17 protein-coding genes are annotated in these 19,134 nt (G+C 69.3%); 8 read left to right on the forward strand and 9 right to left on the reverse strand.

All coding sequences use genetic code 11. From position 1 onward, the window contains the following. A partial coding sequence (locus tag HV824_RS12175; RefSeq protein ID WP_255207980.1) for an MDR family MFS transporter occupies window positions 1-1,728 on the forward strand: 1,728 nt, incomplete at its 5' end. 9 nt (window positions 1,729-1,737) lie between these two features. Next, window positions 1,738-2,640, forward strand: a complete 903-nt coding sequence (locus HV824_RS12180) for a phosphotransferase family protein (protein WP_176419430.1) — start codon at window positions 1,738-1,740, stop codon at window positions 2,638-2,640. An 8-nt stretch (window positions 2,641-2,648) separates the two neighbouring features. On the opposite strand, the gene HV824_RS12185 is transcribed toward HV824_RS12180, so the two are convergent. Then, window positions 2,649-2,975 carry a hypothetical protein gene (locus HV824_RS12185; RefSeq protein WP_176419429.1) on the reverse strand — a complete coding sequence of 109 codons (327 nt, stop codon included), beginning with the start codon at window positions 2,973-2,975 and terminating at the stop codon, window positions 2,649-2,651. A 234-nt stretch (window positions 2,976-3,209) separates the two neighbouring features. Continuing rightward, window positions 3,210-4,709, reverse strand: a complete 1,500-nt coding sequence (locus HV824_RS12190; protein ID WP_176419428.1) for a M20/M25/M40 family metallo-hydrolase — start codon at window positions 4,707-4,709, stop codon at window positions 3,210-3,212. Window positions 4,710-5,159: 450 nt separating this feature from the next. On the opposite strand from HV824_RS12190, the gene HV824_RS12195 reads away from it, so the two are divergent. The 5 genes from HV824_RS12195 (at window position 5,160) to HV824_RS12215 (ending at window position 12,081) form a co-directional block, all read left to right on the forward strand. Then, entirely contained in the window at window positions 5,160-6,833 is a 1,674-nt protein-coding gene (locus HV824_RS12195) for a DUF262 domain-containing protein (protein WP_176419427.1), read from the forward strand. Window position 6,834: 1 nt separating this feature from the next. Beyond that, a complete protein-coding gene (locus HV824_RS12200) occupies window positions 6,835-8,064 on the forward strand; it encodes a type II toxin-antitoxin system HipA family toxin (protein ID WP_176423338.1) in 1,230 nt (409 codons plus the stop codon). Window positions 8,065-8,321: 257 nt separating this feature from the next. Further along, on the forward strand, window positions 8,322-10,598 hold the full coding sequence (locus tag HV824_RS12205) for a PAS domain S-box protein (RefSeq protein WP_176423339.1): 2,277 nt from the start codon (window positions 8,322-8,324) through the stop codon (window positions 10,596-10,598). A 42-nt stretch (window positions 10,599-10,640) separates the two neighbouring features. Then, entirely contained in the window at window positions 10,641-11,720 is a 1,080-nt protein-coding gene (locus HV824_RS12210; RefSeq protein WP_176419424.1) for an amidohydrolase family protein, read from the forward strand. Continuing rightward, entirely contained in the window at window positions 11,713-12,081 is a 369-nt protein-coding gene (locus tag HV824_RS12215) for a metal-sulfur cluster assembly factor (RefSeq protein ID WP_176419423.1), read from the forward strand. Before HV824_RS12210 ends, HV824_RS12215 begins: the two co-directional genes overlap by 8 nt. A 48-nt stretch (window positions 12,082-12,129) precedes the next feature. On the opposite strand, the gene HV824_RS12220 is transcribed toward HV824_RS12215, so the two are convergent. Together HV824_RS12220 and HV824_RS12225 are read right to left on the reverse strand one after the other, a co-directional pair. After that, window positions 12,130-12,774, reverse strand: a complete 645-nt coding sequence (locus tag HV824_RS12220; RefSeq protein ID WP_176419422.1) for a glutathione S-transferase family protein — start codon at window positions 12,772-12,774, stop codon at window positions 12,130-12,132. A 64-nt stretch (window positions 12,775-12,838) separates the two neighbouring features. Next, window positions 12,839-13,891 (reverse strand): isopenicillin N synthase family oxygenase, encoded by a 1,053-nt coding sequence (locus HV824_RS12225; protein ID WP_176419421.1) that lies wholly within the window; start codon window positions 13,889-13,891, stop codon window positions 12,839-12,841. A gap of 62 nt (window positions 13,892-13,953) precedes the next feature. On the opposite strand from HV824_RS12225, the gene HV824_RS12230 reads away from it, so the two are divergent. Continuing rightward, entirely contained in the window at window positions 13,954-15,165 is a 1,212-nt protein-coding gene (locus HV824_RS12230; RefSeq protein ID WP_176419420.1) for an MFS transporter, read from the forward strand. Window positions 15,166-15,180: 15 nt separating this feature from the next. Here the strand turns inward: HV824_RS12230 and HV824_RS12235 are convergent, their stop codons facing one another. The 5 genes from HV824_RS12235 to HV824_RS12255 are packed head-to-tail and all read right to left on the reverse strand — an operon-like array spanning window position 15,181 to window position 19,101. Beyond that, complete coding sequence (locus HV824_RS12235; RefSeq protein ID WP_176419419.1) at window positions 15,181-15,918, reverse strand: Imm49 family immunity protein; 738 nt, start codon at window positions 15,916-15,918, stop codon at window positions 15,181-15,183. A 14-nt stretch (window positions 15,919-15,932) separates the two neighbouring features. Beyond that, entirely contained in the window at window positions 15,933-16,514 is a 582-nt protein-coding gene (locus tag HV824_RS12240) for a DUF1629 domain-containing protein (protein ID WP_176419418.1), read from the reverse strand. 7 nt (window positions 16,515-16,521) lie between these two features. After that, window positions 16,522-17,109, reverse strand: a complete 588-nt coding sequence (locus HV824_RS12245) for a DUF1629 domain-containing protein (protein ID WP_176419417.1) — start codon at window positions 17,107-17,109, stop codon at window positions 16,522-16,524. Window positions 17,110-17,118: 9 nt separating this feature from the next. Beyond that, on the reverse strand, window positions 17,119-18,036 hold the full coding sequence (locus HV824_RS12250) for a hypothetical protein (RefSeq protein WP_176419416.1): 918 nt from the start codon (window positions 18,034-18,036) through the stop codon (window positions 17,119-17,121). Between the two features lie 12 nt (window positions 18,037-18,048). Next, the gene (locus HV824_RS12255) at window positions 18,049-19,101 is read right to left on the reverse strand and encodes a hypothetical protein (protein WP_176423340.1); all 1,053 of its coding nucleotides are present in this window, start codon (window positions 19,099-19,101) and stop codon (window positions 18,049-18,051) included. Between the last annotated feature and the right edge of the window lie 33 nt (window positions 19,102-19,134).

A 19,134-nucleotide genomic window follows, 5' to 3' on the forward strand; every position in this document is an offset into this window, starting at 1 on the left:
GCCTCCACCCCCGCCGCCGCGCCGTCCGTCTTCCCGGCGTTCACGCGCTCCCAGAAGGTCTTCACCTTGCTGGGCGCGGTGCTGGGGCTGCTGCTCGCCGCGCTGGACCAGACGATTGTCGCCACCGCGGGGCCGGCCATCCAGGCGGACCTGCGAATCCCCGCCTCGCTCTACCCATGGCTCACCACGTCGTACTTCGTCGCGTCGACGATGATGGTCCCCGTGTGGGGCAAGCTGTCGGACCTGCTGGGCCGGCGCGCGGTGTTGGCCGCGGGCATCCTCATCTTCCTGGCGGGCAGCTTCCTGTGCGGGGTGGCGCGCACCACGGTGGCGCTCATCCTCTTCCGCGCCGTGCAGGGGCTGGGCAGCGCGGCGCTGTTCACCGCCGCGCTGGCGGTGGTGGCCGACCTCTTCGAACCCCGTGAGCGCGGCAAGTACCAGGGCCTCTTCGGCGCCATGTTCGGCCTGTCCAGCGTGGTGGGGCCGCTGGCCGGTGGGTTCATCACCGACCACCTGGGCTGGCACTGGGTGTTCTTCATCAACCTGCCCGTGGGCGCGGTGGCGCTGGCGCTGGTGCTGGCGCGCATGCCACCGCTGAAGCCTCACCGTGAGGCCCGGGGCGGGCTGGACGTGACGGGGGCGCTGGCGCTCGCGGTGGCGCTGGTGCCGCTGCTGCTGGCGCTCAGCCTGGGGCAGCAAGACGGCGGCGACTGGGCCTGGACGTCGTGGCGCATCCTGGGCCTGTTCGCGCTGTCGGCGGCGGGGCTGGTGGCCTTCCTCTGGGCGGAGCGGCGCGCGCCCGAGCCCCTGCTCGACTTGAAGCTGTTCCGCCTGCGGGCCTTCAGCGCGGGCAACGCGGCGGTGTTCATCGTCGGCGGGGCGTTCCTGTCGGGCGTCGTCTTCCTGCCGCTGTTCATGGTGAACGTGGTGGGGCTGTCGGCGACGCGCGCGGGGCTCACCATCATGCCGCTGACGCTGGGCGTGGTGGCGGGGAACGTGCTGAGCGGGCAGCTCGTGTCCCGGGTGGGCCGCTACAAGGCGCTGCTGCTGGGCTCGCTGGTGCTGCTGATGGCGGGCTTCGCCATCATGGCCTTCACGCTGACGCCGGACTCCACCCAGGCGGAGGTGACGGCGAAGATGGTGCTGGTGGGCCTGGGCCTGGGGCCTTCGATTCCGCTCTACACGATGGCCATCCAGAACGCGGTGCCGCCGGACCAGATTGGCGTGGGCACGGCGGCGGCCACGTTCTTCCGGCAGCTGGGCATGACGCTGGGCGTGGCGCTGCTGGGGACGGTGTTCGCGTCCACGCTGTCCTCGGAGCTGGAGGCGCGCATGGCGCAGGCGACCTCGGCGCTCCCGGACGCCGTGAAGGCCGAGGTGACGCGCGCCGCGCCTGACGTCACTGGCGAAGGCGGCCCCACCGGGCAGGTGTTCCGCGCGGACGAGGTGAAGGCGCGGGTGCGCGCGGAGCTCGCTGCCCAGCGGCGGGCCGCCGTCGCCCCCGAGGCCCGGGCGAAGGTGGACGCGGAGGAGCGGCAGGCGCTGGCGGCGGTGGACGCGGCGGACCAGGCGCTGAAGGTGGCGTTCACGCGCGGCGTCTCCGCCGTGTACCGCGTCACCCTGTTCATCGCCCTGGCGGCGCTGCTGGTGACGCTGTTCCTTCCGGAGCAGCACCTGCGCCGGAGGCACCGGCGCATCGAGCCACGTGCCCGCGTCCCGGAGCAGTAGAGTCACGGCATGCAACAGCCCCCCACGCTCACGGACGCGGAGGCCGCCGAGCGCATCCACGCGCGGTTTCCCTCGCTCGCGACGGCCCGGGTCGTCCGCATGGGCGAGGGCCTGGACCACCAGGCCTTCGAGGTGGAGGGACGCTATGTCTTCCGCTTTCCCAAGAGCGACGAAGCCGCCGAGCACCTGACGTGGGAGGCGCGCCTGACGGCGTGGCTCGGGCCCCGCCTTCCCCTGCCGGTCCCCGTCTACCGTTTCCTCGCGCACCCCGCCGCCGACTTCGCGGGCTACGAGAAGCTCCCCGGGACGCCCGCGCTCCTCGTCGAGCCTGGGCGGCTCGACCTGTCGGGCCTCGGCCGCGGGCTCGGCGCCTTCCTGGGGACGCTCCACGCGCTCGACCCCGCCGAAGCCGACGCGCTCGGGGTACCGGGAGACGACGACGTGGAGCTCGAGGAATGGTCAGCCGCCGCCGTGGACGACCTGCGCCTCGCCGTCGAACACGGCCATGTGGACCCGAGCCGGGCGGCGGACTGGGAGCAGCGGCTCAGGGTGCGTCCCACGGAGGGACGCGGCGCGCCCCGGCTGGTCCACGGCGACTTCGCCGCGGAGCATGTCCTGGTCGATGCCCGGGGTGCTCCCACGGGAGTCATTGACTGGAGTGATGCGTGCGTCGGAGACCCCGCGAGGGATTTGGCCGGCCTGCTCCACTGGGGCGGGGCGCCCATGCTGACCTCCGCGCTGGAGACGTATGCCGCGGTCAGCCCCGCCGTCCTCACGCGGGCACGGTGGTTCGCCGCCTGCCGCGCGGTGGCCGACATCGCCTTCGGCCAGACGCAGGGGCGGCCGGAGTACCTCGCCGCCGGACAGCGGGCGCTCACCGGGCTCGAGGAGCACCCGGCCTTCGGCGCGTAGCGCGCGACTCAGGAGCCGCTGCAACGAACCTGGATGGGGTAACTCTCCAGCACCACGCACTCGCCGCTGCTGCACTTGAACAGGTCACAGATTTCCGGGGACTGGACGCAGCGGACTTCAGGGCTGGAGCCCAGGTTGAACGAGGCGCAGGTGAGCCCCTCGGGACATTGCTTCTGCTCCCCGGTACACGCTGGGCCCAGCACCTGTCCCTCCTTCAACGACAGCCTGGACTCGGTCGACGTGGGCACCTCGCCCTCGGCGCCGCGACAGCCCGCCAGGACGAACGCGGCGATGACCCACTTCAGCCCCGGAACACGCTTGCCTTGCTTCGTCATGAATGACCTCCGACCTACATTGAGCGGGCACAGGCAAAGCAAGACATACACCACGAGAAGAGGCAGCAGACACTCCCCATGGCGTCGACCGCCGCCAGCGCGACACAAGCCCGCCGACGCCTCGGAAGGCACCTTCGGGCCAACACACCGAAAGCCACGCCCCGTCGCGCAACGCAAGCCCGCACGGCACCCACAGCGCCCCTCGGCAATCCGAGGGGCGCACCGGCAGTCCCCTCAGTGCCCCGCGCTCTTCGACTGCTGCACAGGCACCGGCGCGGGCCCACGCGGCGCCGGCGCTTCAGGGCGCGTGAGCGTGCCGGGCATCTCCGCCAGCGCGTACGTCATCCACGCCACGGCGGCGGTGCTGCGCGCCAGGTCCTGCGGATCCACCTTGTCCAGCGTGTCCGCCTCCGTGTGGTGCACGTCGAAGTAGCGGCTGCTGTCCACCTCCACGCCGAAGAAGGGCACGCGCGCGGGCAGCAGCGGGCTGATGTCCGCCCCACCCGCCTCACGCGCGGAGAACTGCGTCACGCCCAGCGCCGTCAGCGGCGGCAGCCACGGGCGCAGCAACTCCTGTCCGCCCTCGCCCGAGCGCACGCTGATGCTCACGGGCCGCCCGCCGCCCGCGTCCATCTCCAGCGCGCCCACGTGCCGGGGCAGCTCCGCGGCGTGCGCCTCCGCGTAGGCCCGCCCACCGCGCAGGCCGTTCTCCTCGTTCATGAAGAGCACCACCCGCACCGTGCGCCGGGGTGCCTGCGGCAGCTTCGCGATGAGGCGCGCGGCCTCCATCACCATCACCACGCCCGCGCCGTCGTCATGCGCGCCCGTGCCCACGTCCCACGAATCCAGGTGCGCGCCGATGAGCACGATTTCCCGCGGCTTCTCCCGGCCGCGAATCTCCGCCACGACGTTGAAGGAATCCGCGTCCGGCAGCTCGGAGCTGCCCAGCATCAGCTTCACGCGCACCGGGCCGCCCGCCAGCAACCGGTGGAGCAGGTCCGCGTCCTCCGTGGCCACCGACGCCGCCGGGATGCGCGGCCCCTCACTGGGAAAGTTCGTCGCCCCCGTGTGCGGCGTGCGCAGCGACGCCGTGGCCAGCGAGCGCACCAGCGCGCCCACCGCTCCGTGCTTCGCGGCGGCGGCGGGGCCTCGTGAGCGCAGCCCCGCGAAGCGCCCGTAGTCCGCGGCCACCGCCATGGTGTGGTTGAAGAAGACGAACTTCCCCTTCACCGCCGCGCCCAGCGACTCCAACTGCTCCAGCGACGTCACCTCCACCACCTCGGCGGTGAGGCCCTCGGGCGCGGTGGGCGGACTGCCGCCCAGGGCCAGCAGCGCCAGGGGGTGCCCCCGCGTGCGCTCGGAGGCCAGCACCTCGCCAGACGCCTCGCCTCGCACCCAGTGCGGCACCTTCACCGGCTCCAGCCACGCCTTCACGCCGTCTGCCTTGAAGGACCGCAGCGCCCACTGCACGGCGGCCTCGGCGCCTGGCGAGCCCGACAGACGCGGGCCAATGCCATCCGTCAGCTCGGCGAGCCGCGCATAGGCATGGCCATCCGTGAGCGCGGGGCCGATGAGCTTCTCCGCGGTCGCCTGCGCATACACGGGCGCGGCGCGCTTCGCGGTGGCGGCGGGCCTCGCCGGGGCGGCCTTGGGCGCCGACTTCGCGGCGGGTGCGGCTCCCGAAAGCAGCTGGAGCGCGAGGGAAGCGGGCAGGATGAAGGTGGCGACGGGCAAGGGTCCTCCAGGGGAGGCGCCCACTCTCCGCCGAGGCCCTGGGGCTCGCAAGCGACGATGAGCGTCACCACCGCCCGGAAGCAGCCAACGCCCGTGCGTCATCCAGGCAGGGAACCGAGGAGCGAAGCGGGAATCCCAGGGGCCACCGCGCGCCGAGAGGGGGAACGCGGCGCGCGGGGCTCAACTGGGACTTCCACGGCGGTGTCGCTTTTGGGGGAGGCAATCACCGCCGCCGCGTCTCACTCCGAAGAGGAAACGTGGACGGCATGTTGAAGGGCGGGCGGGCGCCCGTCAAGCACGCTCCCCCTCCGAGCCCATAATCTGACATTCACACCCCGTGAAGACAGACGATTCCACCCTCACTGTCCAAATCGGGCGATTCCCGGGGGCCTCCACCGGAAGGCGGGCATCCCGTGCGGGGCGTGTTACAGGCCGGACAGAGGCAAGCGCATGCAATCCACCCTGACGCGGCGGCCCCAGGCGACGGCATTCAGCATCGAGGACCTGCTGGACCGCGTCCGGCGAGGTGAGGTGCGCCTGCCCCACTTCCAGCGGCCCCTGCGCTGGGAGGCCGGCGATGTGCGGGATTTGCTCGACAGCGTGTACCGCGGCTATCCCATCGGCACGCTGCTCTTCTGGAAGCGCGAGGCCCCCGCCGCCAGCGTGAGCTTCGGCCCGGTGCGCATTGACGCGCCGTCCCACAGCCAGGCGCTGTGGGTGGTGGATGGACAGCAGCGCATCACCGCGCTGGCCGCGGTGCTCCTCCACCCAGAGCAGGAGCTCGCCGCGCGGGACGGCTTCACGCTCTTCTTCGACCTGGACACGCAGGAAATCGTCCAGCCCGCGCACGGCGAGCCGACGCCTTTGCACTGGCTGCCGCTCAACCGGGTGCTCGACAGCGAGCAGCTGCTGGGCTGGCTGGACCGCTACCCGGGGCGCGAGAAGAACCCGGAGCACGTGCGCGCGGCCATCCGCCTGGGCAAGGCGGCGCGCGAGTACCAGATGCCCGCGTACGTCGTCGAAGCCGCGGAGGAGAAGACGCTGCGCATCATCTTCAAGCGGCTCAACACCTCCGGAAAGCCGCTCACCGACGACGAGGTCTTCAACGCGCTCTATGGCGGCGCCGCGGGCTCGCGGCTGCCGAACCTCAAGGCGCTGGCCACCAGCCTGCTGGAGCTGGGCTTCGGCCGCATCGATGAGTCCCTGCTGCTCAAGGCCGTGCTCGCGGTGCGCGGCCTGGACTTCACCCAGGACTTCCAGAAGCAGCTGCGCGAGGAGGACGACCTCACCCAGACGCTGCTCCAGACGGAAGCGGCCCTGCGCAGCGTCATCATCTTCCTCAAGCGCGACGCGGGAATCCCGCACGGGCGCCTGCTGACGAACCCGCTCTACTTCGTGCTGCTCGCGCGCTTCTTCCACCTGCACCCGGAGCCGTCACCGCGCACGCGGGATTTGCTCGCGCGCGGGTTCTGGCGCGGCAGCCTGGTGGACAGCTTCCTCGACAGCCGGGCCCTTTCGCCGCAGGAGCTGCTGGCCGCCATCGGCCCCGACGAGGAGCAGTCCGTCCAGTCCCTGCTGGCGCAGGTGCGGCCCCTGTCCGACGAATGGCTGGCCCAACACGCGCAACCCGCGACGTTTGGCCTGGCGCTGCGCTCGCGGGGCATGGCCCTCAATGCCTTGTACGCGCTCCAGCCGCGGCACCTGCGCACCGGCGCCCTGCTGGAGCCATCCCAGCTCTTCAGCGACACCGACCCCGCCAGCCTCAGCCCCGTGCTCAAGTCCCTCACCGTGCAGGAGCCGGACGCCGAGCTGAAGCTGGACCCCGCGCTGTACCGCTCCTTCCTCTTCACCCCCGCCAACTACCTGCTGCACCCGCCCCTCCCCGGCCAGCCCCTGCTGGACGTGCTGCGCGGCGAGCCCGCGCCGCCGCCCGAGGTCCTCCAGAGCCAGGCGGTGACGCCCGCCATGCGCGACACGCTGCGCGAGGGCGGCACGCTCGAATTCCTCATGCAGCGCATGGAGCTCATCGATAGACACATCATCGAGTTCCTGCGGGCCCGCACCCGCCACGAGGAGTCGGACCGTCCGTCCCTCCAATCGCTGGTCGTCGAGGAGGAGGACTGACTTGGAGCCCACCCGCACCACGGCCGGAATCCTCGACGTCCACCTGGGCGACGTCCACGTCGGCACGCTGACGCTGCTGGAGGACGAGCGCATCGAGTTCGTCATCACGGAGGAGTACCGCCAGCGCTACCCACGCCCGGTGCTGGGGCAGATTTTCGAGGACGACCTCACGCGCCGGCACGTCAGCCGCCTGCGCCTGCCTTCGTTCTTCTCCAACCTGCTCCCGGAGGGCACGCTGCGCGAGCTCATCGCGGAGCGCGAGCAGGTGGCCCGCCAGCGTGAGTTCTTCCTCATCGCGCGGCTGGGCGAGGACCTGCCCGGCGCCATCGTCGTGCGGCCCGCCAGCGTGCTGTCACTCAGCGGCCTGGAGCCCCTGGAAGAGCCCCAGACGCCCCACGCGCCGCAGGAGCAGGAGCCGCTGCGCTTCTCGCTGGCGGGCGTGCAGCTCAAGTTCTCCATGCTGCGCCGGGACAAGGCGATGACGCTCCCGGCGGGCGGACGCGGCGGCAACTGGATTGTGAAGCTGCCGGACAACCGCTACGACCGCGTCCCGGAGAACGAGTTCTCCATGATGACGTGGGCCCGCGCCGCCGGCATCACCGTGCCGGAGGTGGCGCTGCTGAACGTGGCCGACATCCAGGGCCTGCCCGAAGGCATCACCCTGCGCGAGGACGTGGCCTACGCCGTGCGCCGCTTCGACCGCCCCGAGCCCGGCCGCCGGGTCCACATGGAGGACCTGACGCAGGTGCTGGGGCTGTACGCCGACGAGAAGTACAAGAAGTACAACTACGAGACGGTCGCCAACGTCATCTACAAGGTCGCCGGCCTGGACGCGCTGCACGAGTTCCTGCGGCGGCTGGTGTTCATCGCCGTCATTGGCAACGGTGACGCGCACCACAAGAACTGGTCCCTGCTCTACCCGGACGGCACCCGCGCCACGCTGTCGCCCGCGTACGATTTGGTGTCCACGCTCCAGTACATGCCGGCGGACACGCTCGCGCTCAACTTCGCGAAGTCCAAGCGCTTCGAGGACATCTCCCTGGGCGGCTTCGAACGGCTGGCCCGGAAGCTGGCGCTGCCCGTCACCGACGTGCTCCCCGTGGTGAAGTCCGCGGTGGAGGCGTCGCTCGACTCCTGGTCCTCGCTCCACGCGCAGCTCCCGCTGCCGGAAGAGAGCCGCCGCCGCATCGAAGCCCACTGGAAGCGCGTGCCCCTGCTCCAGGGGCAATGAACCGGAGGCCTCGCGACGTCAGTCCCGGGTGGGGTCCGCCCCACCATGGGTACTCACTCCCCCGCCGAGCAGGCTGCCCGTCAGTGTCTTGACTCCGAGTATGAGCGGGGCCGTCCATGAAATCAGGACATGCAATTTTTCCACAAATAGTGTCTATGTCCTGGAAAGCGCAAAGGCATCTACGAACACCTCGCATGCCATGACCCGGCCTTCCCCTCAAGCCGGCGCTGGCTGCACCCTGGCAACCCAAGGGAAGCATGTTGACCGAGCAGTGGGCCCACCGCTTCTTCGAGCAGTCCACGGAGCCCTACGTCATCCTGGGCCGTGATGGCGTGTTGCTCGAAGCCAATCCTGCCTTTGGCCACCTGGTGGGCCTGTCTTTGACGTCGCTGCGCGGCATGTCCTTGCAGGATTTCATTCCCACCGAAGACGCCGCCGTCCTGTTCGCGAAGCTGGGTTCTGGGAGCCCCACCTCATGCACCTGCCGCTGGCGCCAGCCGGATGGGTCCTGGCTATCTCTGTCCTGGCGCATCACCGCCGCGTCGGAGTCGGAGCCGCTCTACTGCACGGTGAGGCAGGCCGCGGAGCCGTCCCCCGCGCCCTGGCCGGAGAGTGACTACCTGCCCTTCGGCCTCTACCTGGTCGACATCCGCACGCGCCGGGTCCACTACGTCAACCACCGCTTCTGCCAGCTGTGGGGCATCACCGCGCTGGAGGGCGCCATCCACCGGGGCGAGCTGACCCATGACGAGGTGATTGAACACTGCCTCAAGGCCGGCGACGCGGCGGAGTTCCTGCGCCTGTGCGCGGCCCCGGACCAGGGCTGCGTGCCGGGCCTGTTGGAGGACGAAGCCAGGCTGTCGGATGGACGCACCCTGCGCCGGCTGTCCACGTCCTCCTCGGTGGCGGGGGACGCCATGCGCTACCGGCTGTTCGCGTTCGAGGACGTCACCGAGCGCAAGCGCACGCAGGAGGCGCTGCACCGCTCGGAGGAGAGCTTCCGCAGGCTCATCGACCGGGCCCCCGAAGGCATCTTCGTGCACACCCAGCGGCGCTTCATCTACGCCAACCCCACGCTGCTGCGGGCCCTGGGCTACGACGACCCGGCCGAGCTGATGGCCAAGCCCATCTGGAGCATCGTCCATCCGGATGACCTGGAGCTCGTGAAGGACCGCGTGCACACCGCGGCCGTGAAGGGTGAGCTGGCCCCGCTGCGGGAGGTCCGCTACCTGCGGCGCGACGGCACCTGGTACGACGCGGAGAGCGTGGGCATCCCCATCGAGTTCGACGGGCACGAGGCCGTCGTGGTGATGGCGCGCGACATCACCGAGCGCAAGCAGGCCCAGTCGCAGCTCCTGCAGAACGACCGCATGGTGCTGGCCGGCACGCTGGCGGCGGGCGTGGGGCATGAAATCAACAACCCGCTGACCTACGTCATGGCCAACCTGGCCTCGGCCCTGGAGTCCGTGAACCGCCTGGGCGCGGAGCTGACGCGGGCCGGGGAGCGCGGCCCGGCCAGCGTGGCGTGGCCCGCGACGCTGCAGGACACGGAGGCCCTGCTGAAGGAGGCGCAGGAAGGCGCCATGCGCGTGCGCAACATCGTGCGGGACTTGAAGTTCATCTCCCGTCAGGACGAGGAGCGGCGCGAAGCGGTGGACGTGCGGCAGCCGCTGGACTTCTCCATCAACATGGCCACCAGCCAGCTGCGCCACCGGGCGCGGCTCATCAAGAAGTACGAGTCTGTCCCGCGCGTGCACGCGGACGGCTCGCGGCTGGGCCAGGTGTTCCTCAACCTGCTGGTGAACGCGGCGCAGGCCATCCCCGAAGGCAACGCCGAGGAGCACCACATCACCGTGTGGGTCCGCGCCGGGCCGCCGGGCAGCGTGCTGGTGGACGTGAGCGACTCCGGCTGCGGCATGGCGCCCGCGGTGCGCTCCCGCGTCTTCGACCCCTTCTTCACCACCAAGCCCGTGGGCAAGGGCACGGGGCTGGGGCTGTCCATCTGCCACAGCCTCATCCGCAAGCTGGGCGGTGACATCACCGTCCGCAGCGAGCTGGGCCGGGGCACCACCTTCACCGTCACCCTGCCCACGGCGCCGGACGCCGTCCCCCCCCAGGTCGCGCCGGTGGCGCCCGCGCCCCACGCCGAGCGGCGGGGACAGGTGCTGGTGATTGACGACGAGCCCGCCGTGGGCCGCTCATTGGCGCGCATCATCGGCATGAAGCACCGGGTGACGGTGGTGAACAACGGCGAGGACGCGCTGGCGGTGCTGACGTCGGGCGCGCCCTTCGACGCCGTCTTCTGCGACCTGATGATGCCGGGCATCTCCGGCATGGACGTCTACGAGCGCGTCCGTGAGCGCGGGGACGGCATCGCGGAGCGCTTCATCTTCATCACCGGCGGCTCGTACACCACGCGGGCCCGCCAGTTCCTGGAGCGCGTGCCCAACCTCCAGATTGAGAAGCCCTTCGACGTGGAGTCGATTCATCAGGGCCTGGGACAGCTCCTGGGTGCCTCTGGTGGCAGCGAATGACGCCGGGCGTCCTCCCGGCCCAACCGTGAAAGGAGTCCTCGGATGATTGACGGCAACTTCGTCATCGATGCGGTGACACACGCCTACAACCTCCATCCCACGAACTACCGCGCCGGCAAGTACGCCGAGTCGCTCGCGGGGCTCATCTGGGGGCTGCACAGCGGACTGTCCGGGGAGGCGTACCGCGTCCCCACGGCGGAAGGCTTCCTGAAGAACTGGTCCGTGCAGGAGCTGGCGCACCTGCTCTTCGTGGAGAGCGGCGTCGACCTGGCGGTGCACCACGTGCTGCCGCTCCAGACGCTGTACCACGACGGCCTGTGCTCCTATGAGAAGACGCTGGAGATTCACCGCAACTACCCCCACCGCTTCCTGGTGTACGCGGGCGTGGACCCGCTGCGCGGCACGGCGGCGCTGGATGACTTGGAGCAGCAGTACGAGACGCTCAAGCCCAGCGGCCTGAAGCTCTACCCGGCGGCGTGGCTGGGCGACAAGTTCCGCCACACGGGCTGGCGCATGGATGACCCGAGCATCGCCTTCCCGCTCTTCGAGCGGGCGCAGAAGCTGGGCATCAAGAACATCGCCGTGCACAAGGGCCTGCCCATGGGCGCGGTGCCGCTGGAGCCCTACAAGGTGGATGACATTGGCGGCGCGGCGGATGCCTTCCCTGACTTGAACTTCGAAATCGTCCACGGCGGCATGGCCTTCCTGGACGAGACGGGCATGCAGTTGTCGCTGTTCCCCAACGTGTATGTGAACCTGGAAGTGACGGGCGCGCTCATCGTGAAGCGCGAGCGCTGGTTCGCCGAGTCCCTGGCGGCGCTGCTCAAGTGGGCGGGCCCGGATAAAATCATGTGGGGCTCCGGGACGGTGTTCAGCCACCCGCACCCGGCGCTGCACAAGTTCTGGCATGACTTCCAGCTCCCGGATGAGCTGGTGCAGGTGGCGGGCATGCAGGTGACGCCGGACGTGAAGCGGATGATTCTGGGCGGCAACTACGCGCGCTACGCGGGCGTGGACGTGGAGGCGGTGAAGAAGAACATCGCCAACGACGCGTTCGCGAAGCTGAAGGCGGCGCGCGGCGACCTCCCGCCGTACAGCTACCAGGAGAGCCTGTATGAATGAGCAGACCCTGCGCGAGCGCATCCAGGACATCCCCGACCCGTGCAGCTGCGCCACGGGCGTGCCGCTGGGCATCGGGGAGATGGGGCTGATTGAGTCGGTGACGCGCACGGAGGGCCAGGTGACGGTGCGCATGCACATCACCTCGCCCATGTGCATGATGGCCGCCTACTTCATGCGGGAAATCGAGCAGCGATTGCTGACGGTGGAAGGCGTCACCGAGGTGAACGTGGAGTTCGACCAGGAGCTGAAGTGGACGCCTCAGGACATCACGCCGGAGGCCCGTGAGCGGCTCGCGGCCAAGCGCATCACCATGCTGGGTGGCCGCCTGCTGCCGCGTGACGAGGCGCAGCGCCGCTCCTGAGCCGTGCCGCGGCGCTGGCGGGTGCGTGCCCGCCAGCGTCCGGGCGCTTCAACCGCGAGGCTGCTGGAACGGCTCCATCTGGGCCGCCAGGGCGCGCTGGAACGCGGGGCGGGCCTCACAGCGTTCCTTGTACGCCTTCAGCGTGGGGAAGCCGTCCAGCACGTCCGTGTGCCGGAGGATGCGGAGCACCGTCACCATCATCAGGTCCCCCGCGGTGAAGCGGTCCTCCAGGTACTCGCGCTCGCCCAGCTGCGTCGCGAGCTCGCCCAGGCGCTCCTTCAGCGCTTCCACGACGCCCGGCCTGCGCAGCTTCGCCCACTCCTCCTGGGCGAAGAACAGGTCCACCTCGGCGAGCGGCTGAATCATGATTTCGATGGAGTTGAGCGCCGCGAAGAGCCACGTCACCGCGCGAGCCCTGCCCGCCGCGTCCGCCGGCAGCAGCGCCTCACACTTGTTGGCGATGTGGAGCACGATGGCGCCCGACTCGAAGAGGACCAGGCCCTCCTCCTCCAGCACCGGCACCTGGCCGAACGGCTGGAGCTTGCGGTAGTCGGGCGAGGCCTGGACCTTGTTGTCGATGAACTTCACCTGATACGGCAGCCCCGCCTCTTCGAGCGCCCACCGCACCCGGAGGTCCCGCACCAGGCCCTGTGCGAACGGCGGAACCCACTTGAACGCGCTGACGGTCATCATCGTGTTGTCTCCTGGTCGGTGAGCGGCATGGACGCGCTGAAGCGCGTCATCCGGCGCAGCGTTCTCAAGCACGCGACCTGGGCGCCGTCAACGCCGTGGGTGCGCGCTCCCGCACCCGCCGCACGAGCTCCGGAAACACCTTGGACACCTTGCCCAACAGGTAGTCGCCGTAGGTCCCCTGGAAGGCGTGGACGCTGGCGCCGTCCCAGCGGCGGGCGCGGTCCTCGTCCACGTCAGCGCCGCGTGGCAGGGGGTGGACCTCGGCGGCGAAGTCCGGGTCGAAGAAGAGCGGGAAGGACAGCCTGTCCTTGCCACTCACGTTCCTCACCCGGTGCGGCGTGGAGCGGTACCCGCCGCCTGTCATCCGGTCGAGCATGTCGCCGATGTTGCACACCAGCGTCCCAGGCAGCGGCGGTGCCTCCACCCAGCCGCGCGGCGTCTTCACCTGCAACCCGCCGTGGTCGTCCTGGGCCAGCAGCGTGAGCAGGCCGTAGTCGGTGTGCTCGCCCACGCCCCAGTTCTCTTCCTGGTGCTGGGCCTCCGCGGGGTAATGGAAGATGCGGAAGAGCACCGTCGGGTCGGCCGTGTAGTGCTGGCGGAAGTAGCCCGCGTCCAGGCCCAGGCTCAGCGCCACGCCCTCCATCAGCGCATGCGCGGCGCGCGTGCAGGCGTCCATGTAGTCGAGCACCGCCGCGCGCAGCTCCGGCACCTCCGCGGGCCACAGGTTGGCGCCGTGCAGCGGCCAGCCGGCCTGCACGCGCGGGTGCTCGCTCCCGAGCTCCGTGCCCAGGTAGAGCCCCTCCTTCTGGTCCGGGCGCCCCGAGGTCAGCTCGCCCCCGAGCGGGAACCAGCCGCGCCACGCGACGCCGCCCCGCGCCATGGCGATGGCCTCCTTCGCCGCCCGGGGCAGCGCGAAGAAGCGGTGGCTCTCCCGCTCCAGCCGCGCGAGCACCTCGCCGGACACGCCGTGGCCCGTCACGTAGAAGAAGCCGCTGTCGCGACAGGCCTGCTCGATTTCACGCGCGACGCGCGCTCGCTCGGTGACGCGGGAGGCGTCAAACAGTGACGCCATGTCGATGACGGGCAAGCCGCCGTGTGCGAAATCTGGACCCGTCATTTCCGGGAGCCTACACAGGTCTGGACCCCGGCCGGGCGCGGCGCGAGAGTCCGCCTGCCTCCATGACGACGCATTCCCCTCCGGCAGCTCCCCACACCGTCCTGACCAGCGGGCTCGTGTGGCTCATGGCCGCCGCCGCGGGCGCGACCGTCGCGAACCTCTATTACAACCAGCCGCTGCTGGGAGACATCGGCGCGGACCTGGGAGTCTCAGGGAGCGCGCTGGGGCTGGTGCCCATGCTGACGCAGGTGGGCTACGCGGTGGGCATGTTCTTCATCGTCCCGCTGGGCGACAGCCTGGAGCGGCGGCGGGTCATCGTCACCATGAACATGCTGGTGGCGCTGGCGCTCGTGGGCGTGGCGCTCGCGCCGACCTTGCGCTGGCTGGTGGCCACGAGCTTCCTCGTGGGCGTCACCACCATCACCCCCCAGCTCCTCGCCCCCTTCGCGGCGCATCTCGCCCCCGCGGCGCAGCGAGGCCGGGTGGTGGGCACCGTCATGAGCGGCGTGCTCATGGGCATCCTCCTGTCCCGGACGGCGGCGGGCTTCGTCGGGACGCACCTGGGCTGGCGCACCATGTTCTGGATTGCGGCGGGGCTGATGCTCCTGCTGGCCGGCGTGCTTCGCTTCACCCTGCCGTCGCAGCCGCCCATGGCCTCCATGCCGTACCCGCGGCTGTTGCGCTCGCTCATCCACCTGGCGCGCACCGAGCCCGTGCTGCGGCTGCACGCGGTGCTGGGCGCGCTCAGCTTCGGCGCGTTCAGCGTCTTCTGGTCCACGCTGGCGCTGTACCTCCAGAGCCTGCCGCAACAGTACGACGCGCAGGTGGCGGGGCTCTTCGGCGTGGTGGGCGTGGTGGGCGCAGCCGCGGCACCGCTGGTGGGCCGCTACGCCGACAAGCGCGGGGACCGGCGCATCAACGCCGGGGCCATCGTCGTGCTGCTGCTGTCGTTCGTCGTGATGTGGCCCCTGGGGCGCTGGCTGTGGGGCATGGCGCTGGGCGTGGTGCTGCTCGATCTGGGTGTCCAGGCGAACCAGATTTCCAACCAGACGCGCGTGTACTCGCTGCGTCCGGAGGCCCGCAGCCGGCTGAACACGCTCTACATGGTGACGTACTTCGCGGGCGGCGCCGCGGGCTCGTGGCTGGGGACCTTCGCCTGGACGCACTGGGGATGGAGCGGGGTGTGCGCCTCCGGCGCCGCGCTGTGTGTCGTGGCGCTGCTGGCGCTCAAGCGGGGGCCGAAGGGCGGCGTTCCTGAAACGGCCGAGGCCTGACGGCAGCGGGGCGCCTCATGGATGGGACGGGCCTTCCAGGGCCGCGGCGGGGATGAGGCGGTAGCGCTCCTGGGTTGGCACACCCAGGCGGCGGGCCAGTTGGACCAGCGCCACGCCTTCGATGAAGACGAAGGCCTCCGTCTTGTGGCGGTAGGGGTCGAAGAGGCCGGAGCGCTGCTGGCGCTCGACCCAGGCGGCCTGCTCCTCAATCATGCCGTGGAGGCCCGCGTCGAAGGCGTCGGCGTCCGCCGTGGACAGGGCCTTCACCACGTCGAAGCGGTGGGAGCTTCCACCTTGAAGGGTCCGCTCGAACGCGGTGAGCTCCGCGTCTACGTGGGGCTGCTCCAGCACCAGGGCGATGAGGGTGCCGAAGTAGTGGAAGTCCTCCTCGGACTCCATCCGCTGCATCCAGGTCGGCGTCATCGCCGTGGCGATGGACCGGGCCAGGTCCCAGTTGCCCGCGGCCAGGGCGTCGAAGAGCGGGTCGCCCTTGCTGCGGGCCAGGTAGTACTGGTCGAACTCGGAGCAGGCGCCGCGGCGCTTGAGCAGGCTCAGGTAGAGCGTCGCCGCCTGCTCCAGGCCGTCTCGGAAGCCTGCTTCATCCAATTCGGAGAGCAGGAGGCCGCAGCCATACTGCCGCCAGAGCGCGGCGGTCTCCAACGTCAGCTTCGCGTCCGGCTTCGCCGCCGACGACTGGAGCCGGGGCATCCGCTGGCCCACCAGGAAGAGGATGTTGTCGAGGACCGAGTCCATGGGGCGCCCGGGATTCAGCCCGGAATCTCCGTACCTGTGGGGTGAACCGCGAGCCCGGTGAGCCCTGCCTGCTGGAAGGCCTCCAGCAGGTCGGAGCGCAGGACCATCATCTCTGGGAACTCCGCCACCCGGAACAACTGCGCATCGCCGGGGATGCTGTCATCACGGACATGCAGCATCCGGATGTCGCCAATTTCATCTGGACCATCCAACCGGTACTTCGAACGCTCGCGGTCCACGCAAGAGACACTGCGCAGTGGGTTCGCGATGAAGTAGGGCTCCCTCATTTTGCGCCCGCGCTTGTCGAGCAACACAAATGGCAAGAGTTCCACCGCCGCACCGACGAGGCCGCGAGCCGCCAGCACCTGCTGCGCTCGCTCTGAAACGTAGAGGACGCAGTCCGGGTTGCCGATGAAGTCTGTGAGCATGTCGCCTGCGCGCTCATAGAGGCTGAACTCGGTGGTCGGCGGCAGGTGGGGCGCCACAGGGCGGCCCTTCGTGAGATAGAAATAGCGCTCGACCTTGTCGGGCAGTTCGACAATCTGAACCGCGCGCGGGTCCAACAAGGGGCTCAGCGTACAATAGGAATATGACATGGGCAGCTCAAACCTGGATATCCATCCCGACAGGATGAACTGCCAACCCAGTAAGCCCTGCCTCCTGAATCGCCGCCAGCAAATCGGACCGAACGACCATCAGCTTGGGCAACTCTGCCAACCGGAAGAGTTGCGCCTGCTCTGGAATCGCATCCTCGCGGACATGCAGCAATTTAATCTCCACAATCTGATTCGCTGCGCCGCTGCGGTAACGACACTTAGAGCGCTCAAGATCAACACATCCCACGCGCATCAGAGGATTTGCAATGGCATACGATTCTTGAACTCGACGACCACGCTTATCCAGCAACACAAATGGCAACAACTCGACCGCACCACCAACAAGTCCTCGACTCGAAAACACCTCCTGCACCCGCCGTGAAACATAGAGCACGCGGTCTGGATTATCGATAAAGTCCGTCAACATATCACCAGCGCCCTCACTCAAGCTGAGTTCGGTCGATGGGGGCACATAGGCCGCAGAGGGAACACCATCTCGAAGATAGAAGTAACGCTCGACTTTATCTGGAAGGTCGGCGATCTCGACGGCACGCGCGTCGTATGGATGTTTGAACGTAAAATAGGAGTATTTCATACAAAGCCTCTATACATCGACAGCACTGAGTTGAACGCCCGCCCTCATCACTTTGACTTGCTCAAGCAACGCTTCCGAAAGAGCGTTCAGCTCATCAAGAATAGCTGACTTGAGTTCCTTGGGGTGCTGCTTCTCAATCACGGCACGGTCGATGACATCCCGTAGGTCCCGCAGTTGGTCCTTGAGCGACGCCTGATACGCCGCATGCGCGGGCACACCCCACGGACAGTGGGCCGGCAGTCCCACGATGAGCGCCTCGAACTCCTGCTGCGGCAGCAGGACCATGTTCTTCTCGTTGTGGATGTTCCAGCGCGAGATGAGGATGAGCTTCACCACCAGGTCGGAGCGCGCCGGACTCCCCGACTCACCCTTGCCGATGACCCACTCCTCGACGGCGCCGACCGGGATGAGGTGGTGGTAGTTGTGCTCGTAGGGATAGAAAGCCCCATACCCACCCTGCGTCGGGTTCTGACGCGGCTGGAACTGAGGCCGGTTCCCCTTCTTCAGCGTCTGGTTGGGCACGGGGGCCAGGTGCTTCACCCCGATGTGCCAGCCCTCCGGCCCCCGGCGCAGCCAGTAGAGCGACTGCCGCGCCCTGTCGAAGAAGTCCGACAGGGTCAGCTTCCGCTTCGAGCTGTCACTGACGGGGAAGCGCTTCCAGATGCGCTTCTTCGCCTTGCCGCTCAGGCCGAAGTCCTCCTGGACGAGCTTCATCCGCCGGGCAATCGCCTGGTGGTCCTTGTTGTAGAGCGCGCCGCGCTCGTTCAAGGACACCTTGTAGCAATTGGACATGTGGTTGCACGGGTGGGAGCTCCACCCGCCGTTGTCCGTTATCGTGTGCCGCCAGAGGCACCCGAATCCAGCGGGCTTGTCCGTGTGGTTGAGCGTCTTCGGGTCCCACGCCAGATGCGTGTCGCTGGATGCCATGCGTGCTCACTCCTATGGGCGGACGAGGAGCCCCGAGGCCACCGCGCCATCATCAGACCTCGACCACACGAGAATCTCATCACCGCGCGCGTACTTCCTCTCGAACGACCGCGTGGCCACGGCCATGGACACGCCCCCACTGGCCGCCCCGGTGTCCCCCAGCGACACCGCCGGCCAGTGACTCCGGGCCTCGGCCAACACGGAGTCCGCGGGGAGCCGCGCGAGGAGCGTGCCCCACTCCATCGCCCGTGACTCCTCGCCGTTGAGGTCCCCGTACACGTCCCCGATGCGCGTCGCCCGGGCCAACGTCCCCTCCAGCACCTCCACCAGCCTCATCGAAGGCGCGGCGCCGTCTCCCCGTCCTACACGCAGCGCCTCGACGCGCGCCTCCACCCTGGCGCCGCGCCTCCGCGCCTGGGCAGGGTCCTCGACGAGCAACGCCACGGCGGCCTCTCCCGGCATGAAGCCCACGGCGCGCTCCGGCGTCTTCAGCCGCCCCTTCATGGCCAGCATCTCGAGCGCCTCCAGGTCGCTCGTGAGACTGTCCACGCCGACAATGAGCGCTCGCTGGACCTGGCCGGAGGTGATGGCTTCGCCCGCTTCAGCCATGGCCGCGAGGACGGAGACGTGCCCGCGCACCAGGACCTTCTGAAGCCTTGGCGAGAAGCCCAGACCGCTGCGACGGCTGACCGCGGGAAGGAGCCGCTCTTGAAGCTGCTCCACCAGCAGGTCCTGCTCGGGCGTGCGAGCACCTGAGAGGCCCAGGAAGAACGCGGTGTCCCACCAGAAGCGGGAATCCGCTCCCGTGAGCTCCGAGTAGAGGAGCAGGTCCTTGAGGGCCTCCTCCACCAGCAGCACATGGAGGCCCAGCCCCACGAAGCCATCCGTGAGCCCCTGGAGGGGAAACCCCACCACGGACTCGACGCCGGGCTCATCTCCGGAAGAGACCACCTGCAGCCCCAGCGGAACGGGGCGCGCCATTCCGCAGCGAATCGCCGCGCACCCGGAGACCACATCGTGGCCCAGGGAGGACACCATCCCCAGTCCGGTGATGGCCAGTGACATGCCCGGATTCTATCCGCGCCTCGGACATGACCC

It is taken from the genome of Myxococcus sp. AM009 (assembly GCF_013372605.1).
In the GTDB taxonomy this organism is placed as follows: domain Bacteria; phylum Myxococcota; class Myxococcia; order Myxococcales; family Myxococcaceae; genus Myxococcus; species Myxococcus vastator.

Bases quoted from the DNA above. Each gene is read 5' to 3' on its own strand.
- HV824_RS12180 (WP_176419430.1), top strand. From the start codon at position 1,738: ATGCAACAGCCCCCCACGCTCACGGACGCGGAGGCCGCCGAGCGCATC.
- HV824_RS12185 (WP_176419429.1), bottom strand. From the start codon at position 2,975: ATGACGAAGCAAGGCAAGCGTGTTCCGGGGCTGAAGTGGGTCATCGCC.
- HV824_RS12195 (WP_176419427.1), top strand. From the start codon at position 5,160: ATGCAATCCACCCTGACGCGGCGGCCCCAGGCGACGGCATTCAGCATC.
- HV824_RS12205 (WP_176423339.1), top strand. From the start codon at position 8,322: ATGTTGACCGAGCAGTGGGCCCACCGCTTCTTCGAGCAGTCCACGGAG.
- HV824_RS12210 (WP_176419424.1), top strand. From the start codon at position 10,641: ATGATTGACGGCAACTTCGTCATCGATGCGGTGACACACGCCTACAAC.
- HV824_RS12215 (WP_176419423.1), top strand. From the start codon at position 11,713: ATGAATGAGCAGACCCTGCGCGAGCGCATCCAGGACATCCCCGACCCG.
- HV824_RS12220 (WP_176419422.1), bottom strand. From the start codon at position 12,774: ATGATGACCGTCAGCGCGTTCAAGTGGGTTCCGCCGTTCGCACAGGGC.
- HV824_RS12225 (WP_176419421.1), bottom strand. From the start codon at position 13,891: ATGACGGGTCCAGATTTCGCACACGGCGGCTTGCCCGTCATCGACATG.
- HV824_RS12230 (WP_176419420.1), top strand. From the start codon at position 13,954: ATGACGACGCATTCCCCTCCGGCAGCTCCCCACACCGTCCTGACCAGC.
- HV824_RS12235 (WP_176419419.1), bottom strand. From the start codon at position 15,918: ATGGACTCGGTCCTCGACAACATCCTCTTCCTGGTGGGCCAGCGGATG.
- HV824_RS12240 (WP_176419418.1), bottom strand. From the start codon at position 16,514: ATGTCATATTCCTATTGTACGCTGAGCCCCTTGTTGGACCCGCGCGCG.
- HV824_RS12245 (WP_176419417.1), bottom strand. From the start codon at position 17,109: ATGAAATACTCCTATTTTACGTTCAAACATCCATACGACGCGCGTGCC.
- HV824_RS12250 (WP_176419416.1), bottom strand. From the start codon at position 18,036: ATGGCATCCAGCGACACGCATCTGGCGTGGGACCCGAAGACGCTCAAC.
- HV824_RS12255 (WP_176423340.1), bottom strand. From the start codon at position 19,101: ATGTCACTGGCCATCACCGGACTGGGGATGGTGTCCTCCCTGGGCCAC.